Origin of the sequence: Paenibacillus mesophilus (assembly GCF_005938385.1) — a bacterium.
Lineage (GTDB): Bacteria > Bacillota > Bacilli > Paenibacillales > NBRC-103111 > Paenibacillus_AB > Paenibacillus_AB mesophilus.
This window is the reverse complement of the sequence record NZ_VCRA01000049.1, coordinates 23,321-29,646: the sequence shown is the minus strand read 5'-3', so window position 1 is coordinate 29,646 and position 6,326 is coordinate 23,321. Positions and strand designations below refer to the sequence as shown.

Here is a 6,326-nt window from a genome sequence, read left to right as displayed (position 1 = left end):
TTGCCGGAAGCCCCTAATCCATCTTGCAGTGTCATAGCTTCGCTTGTTATTCGAGATCGTTGTCTCAACCAGCCTCAAACATGTTTCTACAAGTAGGGGGTGAACAGTTTAGCACACGGGGTCAAGCTCCACGGGCAGAGACGTTCTACCCCGGCTACCCGTAACTAAACCCCTTAAAACAAAAGAGGTCAACCAGTAAAAACTGGCTGACCTCATAATACGAACGGGCAGTTTAGTTGAATCCCGAAATCTAGGAAAATTATGATAATATCGGTTTCAATATGATAATGTTTGTAGTGGAAATATTTATCAGATAATGGAGGAGATCAAATGGCTATTGGTGTGAAGAAACTTGTGTTAGGTATTCCGGTTGGTAAATCGGGATCGGGGAATTTAGAGGAATATGAAAAAGCAATACAATGGTATGCAAATGTGCTCGGATTTAAAATTGACTGGGTAATGGGGATTGCAAGCCTTAAACTGGATAACGGGCAACAAATTTTACTTTTTGGAGAAGAGGACGATGAAAACAGTCTTTGGTACACAGGCGATATTAAACGGAATCCGCACTACAGCATTCAATTTTCTACAGATAATATTGAGGAATTACGTTCAGATTTAATTCAAAGCGGTGTAGCTGTCGGTGAAATTATTCCCGATGCCGGTGGAGGTGAACCGGTAATGATGTTCTGCGACCCTTATGGGAATCGGTTTTGGGCAGTAGAAGATAAAAAAATAGATAGGGTACAACAAGCGCGTGCTTTAGGAATTGCACAACCGGCTGATGATACCATAGCATAACGCCCTTCTTCGCCAGCCGTGATTTTTGGTTTCTACAGAAGAAAGCCCACTACTTTTAGGGTCTTTGCACATATCTATTAATTCTAGTAAGAATCTTTCAAGCTTCCTTCTCAATACTCCGGCAAATTAATTATTTGTTGCACTAACGGATACAAGAGCTTCATGACACAGGCTGCCAGCACCAATGGCAGCCTGCTGAACTATCGGGCAGGTTTCTGGTACAACGGCGAATTATTAACTAGTAAGGGGGCGACGAATGAAACTTGCTGCAATCCTAGGAATAATAGTGGGGATAACTGGTTCCATTTGGCTCGCAATGATTGGATTGCGACATGTAAATAATTTTGGCTCTGAAACAAGCGAGTTCCATAATGGGATGATATTCGTTAAGTATGGTGCAGCATTCACTCTAATCTTTCTTGTCACATTGTGGCTGATGAACAAACAATATTGGAAATTGTGCTTTACAATCGGTTTCCTTTGCACAGTGTTTTCGGTGCTTGGACTTTTCAGTATAGGACTTTATATTATTTTGGGCTCACTATTTATCTTCGTATTAAGCTTTATAAATGTGATGAGACTAAGATACGATAACAAGGAATTGAACTAAACGGGTACGATAGTGGAATTAGAAAGGGAGCAGACACCGCGGCAACTGCTCCCTTTCTTCATTGAAGTAACGGGATAGTTTAAATAATACAGATGCTTGTCCATAGGTTATAGGGAAACTATGGTAAAATTAATATATCAACTATAGCACCGTGGGAGGCATAATAATGATTACTCGAGAGACAATTATAAAAGATATTCTTTCAGATGTGGGCAATGAAGAATATGTCTTAGCCCTCTGGCTAGAGGGATCGGATGGCACAAAAAATTTGGACGAGTATTCCGACATTGACTTGGTATGCTATACCAAAGAAGGCTACACTGAAGATGCGTTCAGGAGATTGGATGAATGTCTGGGTGAATTGGGGAAAGTTGACATCGCTTACGAACAACCTGGTCGACGCCCAAATAACCGCTATAAAGTGTACCACCTTGAAGGTACTCCGGATACTCTCTTTATTGACGTCACTATCCAAAGTGAAAGTTATCCTGTTTCATTTATTAAAGAAGACAGGACCGTCGTCCCAACGGTATTGGTAGATAAGGCAGGTATTGTGAAGTATCAAAACATTGATCGCGAATCTCATCACTCACAACTACATGCTCAATTGGCGAGGGCCCAGGACATTTATCGTCAAAGGAGTAGAGCAGTTAAATATACAAAACGAGGACTCTTTTTAGAGTCTTTAATTTACTATCAAAAGTATGTTTTGAATCCACTTGTGGATGTATTCCGGGTAATCTATACTCCATTTCAAGCTAACTGCTTTCTGGTTCATGCGTCTCGAGACTTCCCCACCGAGGTTGTGGTAAATCTGGAGAGTCTATATGCTGTAAAAAACGTAAAGGACATAGCAGAAGGAATCATTTTGGCTGACGAATTGTTTCGTAAAGCCGTTAATGAGGCTTGTTCCATGCTCTCACAGTCTTAATTGGGAGATTCTATACGAAGTGTGACAGTTATTTGTTGTACTAACGGAGACGTTAGTTCAACAAAGCAGCGGCCACGACCGGGCCAACGGGGTGCTACACGTCAGCGAAGTACGGCCAACTCCCGAAGTTCACCGCGTTCCTCGCTGCTCCGATCGCAGTCGCGTGGACGGGCGGTGGTGCCGGCGAAGGACGTCTAGATCCGGCGGGGAAGCCGCATTCCGGGTTATTTCCGCCGCAGCCGGGAAGGATGGGCAGCACAGACCGGCTAAACGCGGCCCGCTCCGGCAGAGATGCCATGACCCGGATATTCTCCAGCCGCAGCGGGGCGGTCGGGCGGTGCGCCGGCATAATGCGGTCATCTCTGGCAGCGACGTAGCGGTCCGGGTTGCTTCCGTCGCGACCGGACAGGGCAGCGCCCAAGCGAAGGCGCGGGAGCTATTGATTTTGGTTTGGTATTCTCGTAATGGCCAGCGAGCGGACGTCATAAGACTATCACATGTTGCCACTTTGGCGACTGCCACCAATAGAGTAAATGTCAGGCTATGCTGCGGATACCGAATGTAGCGGTTGAGTTGAAACAGACGCCGGCCGGCCGGACATTCAATATGTGGTAAAATATAGCTAAAAAATTATGGATGTGAAGGTGTGTATGGCTAAAAGGGATGCTGCGGAGGATCAGCAGGAGCACATCGAGACACTGCCGCTGTTCTCCACTACGGACACGGGCGGACGGATGACGGTGCTCCGGTCGGGACGTCGCGTCGGACGCGCGGCTCCGCTGCTGCCATGGCTGCTCGCAGCCGCTGCACTGTGGGCACTGACAGGCTCTGTGCCGTTCGGCGCCTTGCTCGGCCTGGCGCCGACACCGGCGATCGGCATGCTCCTTGGTCATCCGGTCACGGTGGGCGTCGCCGTAGTGCTGCTGTTCGTCGCGATCGGAGTGACCGGCGGAGTGTACTCGCGAGCGGTCGAGCAGTTCGGACAGATCAGGGTCGCCGGCCTGTTCGCGATGCTCGCGGTCGCAGGAGGACTCGCCGCAGACGCGGGAGTCCTCCTGCTCTGGACGCTGACAAGTGATCCGTGGCGCCCCTTCAACCTCGAGGCCATCGCGACGTCGCCGACGATCCCGCCAGAGCTCGGCGCCGTCGTCGGAGCCGGCTTCGCCCTCTGGGCCGCCATCGTGCTCCTGCGGTTGCCCGGCTCGATCGCCCATGCCCGGCGGCGTCAGGCGGACTTTGAGCGCCTCCGCGTGGAGGGCTCATCATTCACCGGGACGCTGACCGCCGTGAGCTTCACGAACACCTGGCTCTTCAATTACCCGATGTTCACGGTCGAGGTAGGTTACATCGTCGACGGTGCTCCTCGTGTCGTCTCAGCGCACATGCGCACCAGCGCCGACCGCGTCCCCGTCGTCGGCTCGCGCATGCTCGTGCTGACCGACGATCGCGGAACCACCCACTTGGAGTTGGACCCGTCCAATGGAGCGTCATTCGAGCCGGACGTGAGGAAGTACGCCCCATCGGACGGCTGATGCTGCGGTCCTGATCGCTTCGGCCGGTGCTCTGATCGGGAGCGGTGAGCGCATCTATCGCAAAACTACGCAGCGATCCCGAGCTACCCGGTCGAGTGCGAAACGAGCGATGCTGCAGCTGCTCCCGTGCCGCCCGGTCGAGTCTGGAAAGGGCGGCACTGGCGCGGGAGCTAATGATTTTGGTTTAGTATTCTCGTGATGGCCGTGGCCATATCGGCGTAGCCAACCAATAGAAGGAGTTGTCCAGATATGCTGAGGATCTCGAGCGGAGCGGTTGGGTCCGAAACCGGGGAAACCAGCAGCTGCTCTGATGGCCCAGGCCAGCTGTGCGGCCGCGCAGTGTAGACCGATTCGTTCGATAGAGTCCGGACCGCTCATGGCGCGAGTAGTTGCTCCGATGCCGGCAGCGCGCCGGCGAATCGCAGCCAACTTCGCAGCGATGCCGTGCCCCAAAGATACTCCCGACGCAGCCAGGCGGACGGTACTTACGTGCTGTTTACATCTAAGGATTCGAAAATGCAGGTGCCATATCTCAATACCTATACTCAACCCGGTTAAAGCAAGGTTGCCGGTGGTTTGATCGGCGGCTTGTTCCGCTAACGGAGACGATAGCTTAATTAAGACAGATGGTAGTCGGCAATGAAATTCGGTTGCCGTTTTCAAGCTAGCGGGCAGAAATCATTTGAGGTGATGCGGTAGATATGCAAAAAATCTCTAAGACGCAGATTGACAAACTGCTTGATAGTATAAAAGATGGTTCCTGTGATCTCGAAGACAACCAGATTGTTGAAATGATTGGAAATTGGATTCCAAGCTATAATTGTGAGGGTGCTGCATGCTCGTCCACGTCTCGAACGGGCGCTTTTGAAAATAGCGATACGTCCAATGTTTTACATGGGCATAAGTGAATCTAAACAGGTGTTTGCATGGATAAATCACTTCCTAAGTGACGAACGCAATAGCCCATCAGAAGAATGTGTGGCTTGGTTGATAAATGAACTTGTAGAGTCAAAGGCAGTTCTAATTACGGACATTCTAAAAGAGATTCATGTAGAAGAAGAATAAGAACAAGTTGCATTACGATAACGGAGACGATAGTTCAATTCTTCGATCACAAGTCATGCCGCCGCCAAATGGCGGCTTTTTCCATTGAACACGAAAGCCAAAACGACAATTCATAGCTCTTCCCTTTTTTTCGATTCGATGTGGCTATTTCACTGTTTATGGTGTCTAATGGGATGTGACGTCACAAGGAGGTTCACCGCATGCATGCATCTGCCGAACGAATGGAAGACCTCTATGCCCGGTACCACCACAGGCTAAGCAAGTACTTGCAACTGAGAGTTGACAAGCAGACGGCGGAGGATTTGGCGCAGACGACCTTCGTCAAGGCGCTGGAAAATTTGCACGCATTTCGCGATCACGCCAGCCCCTTTACGTGGCTATGGCGCATCGCGAGCAATACGCTCAAGAACGAATACCGCAGCAAGTGCCGTAGGCGCGAAGAATATACCGATCTGGGCCGGCTCGACAGTCGTTTCGTGTCCTGTGAATTCGTGAACAATGTGGAGATTCGGATTGATATCGGCTCCGCTATGCGGCAACTAAACGAAACCGACCGCGAAATTCTCACGCTGCATTATGATATCGGATGTACGCTGAAGGAAATTTCGGAGATCGTCGGGCTTAAGCTCAGTACGACCAAGAATAGGCTGTATCGGGCGCTTGCGAAATTGCGCGTCGAATTGGCTGACCATGAGGAGGTTCCCGCAATTATGTCACTCGTTCAAAACTTTCTGTTTATGGATCACCCAACTCTCGCGTATGCCGCACAAGTCCGGGAGGATCTGATCAGCGAGCTTGGAAGTCGCGTCGAACGGATCACCGAGCTTCTCCGGCATCAACCGGCCGAGAAGCTGACGATCGAGATTTCTCCGGACCTCGATGCGTTTCACCGGGCGGTCGGGGAACCGGACGCGCCGGATTGGTTTATGGGTGTGATCGACGGCACGACGATCAAGATCGTATCGCCATTGAATCCCGGCCCCGCTCATACGTACAAATCCGTGCTGCAATCGACCGTTCACTTGTTCACCAACCTCATGGTCAAAGAGGTGAACCCGACCGCACCCAAATGGCTTTATCAAGGACTCGGCGGTTATGAAGCTGGACTGATGACGAGGGATTATATTCGCGACTCGATCCGCGGTACGGTCGAGCGCGACGACGTGCCGACGTTCGAGGACTTGGAGGACGATTCCTGGGATTTCGAACGAAAAAAAGGGTTTCAATTCGCATATACACTGGCGGAATTTATCTTGCGGGAATACGGGGAGGAAGGATTGAATCGGCTAGTCCGGAAGCCGACTGATTTCAAAGACGCTCTCCGGTGTTCCGAGCCGGAATTCCGAAGTCGGTGGATCGCGTTTTTGAAAGTGCATTATGCTTAACA

Annotated in this window: 4 protein-coding genes; all 4 read left to right on the top strand. The window is 50.6% G+C overall.

Annotated elements, in window-relative coordinates; translation table 11 throughout:
• The first annotated feature begins 330 nt into the window (after window positions 1-330).
• Window positions 331-801, top strand: a complete 471-nt coding sequence (locus FE783_RS35845) for a VOC family protein (RefSeq protein WP_138884209.1) — start codon at window positions 331-333, stop codon at window positions 799-801.
• A 776-nt stretch (window positions 802-1,577) separates the two neighbouring features.
• Window positions 1,578-2,342 carry an aminoglycoside 6-adenylyltransferase gene (locus FE783_RS35840; RefSeq protein ID WP_238403396.1) on the top strand — a complete coding sequence of 255 codons (765 nt, stop codon included), beginning with the start codon at window positions 1,578-1,580 and terminating at the stop codon, window positions 2,340-2,342.
• Between the two features lie 650 nt (window positions 2,343-2,992).
• Window positions 2,993-3,874 (top strand): hypothetical protein, encoded by an 882-nt coding sequence (locus FE783_RS35835; RefSeq protein WP_138884208.1) that lies wholly within the window; start codon window positions 2,993-2,995, stop codon window positions 3,872-3,874.
• Between the two features lie 1,265 nt (window positions 3,875-5,139).
• A complete protein-coding gene (locus FE783_RS35830) occupies window positions 5,140-6,324 on the top strand; it encodes an RNA polymerase sigma factor (RefSeq protein WP_138884207.1) in 1,185 nt (394 codons plus the stop codon).
• Window positions 6,325-6,326: the final 2 nt, after the last annotated feature.

What these genes read in the sequence shown, in the direction of transcription:
- FE783_RS35840 (WP_238403396.1), top strand. Translation starts at nt 1,578, where the DNA reads ATGATTACTCGAGAGACAATTATAAAAGATATTCTTTCAGATGTGGGC.
- FE783_RS35835 (WP_138884208.1), top strand. Translation starts at nt 2,993, where the DNA reads ATGGCTAAAAGGGATGCTGCGGAGGATCAGCAGGAGCACATCGAGACA.
- FE783_RS35830 (WP_138884207.1), top strand. Translation starts at nt 5,140, where the DNA reads ATGCATGCATCTGCCGAACGAATGGAAGACCTCTATGCCCGGTACCAC.
- FE783_RS35845 (WP_138884209.1), top strand. Translation starts at nt 331, where the DNA reads ATGGCTATTGGTGTGAAGAAACTTGTGTTAGGTATTCCGGTTGGTAAA.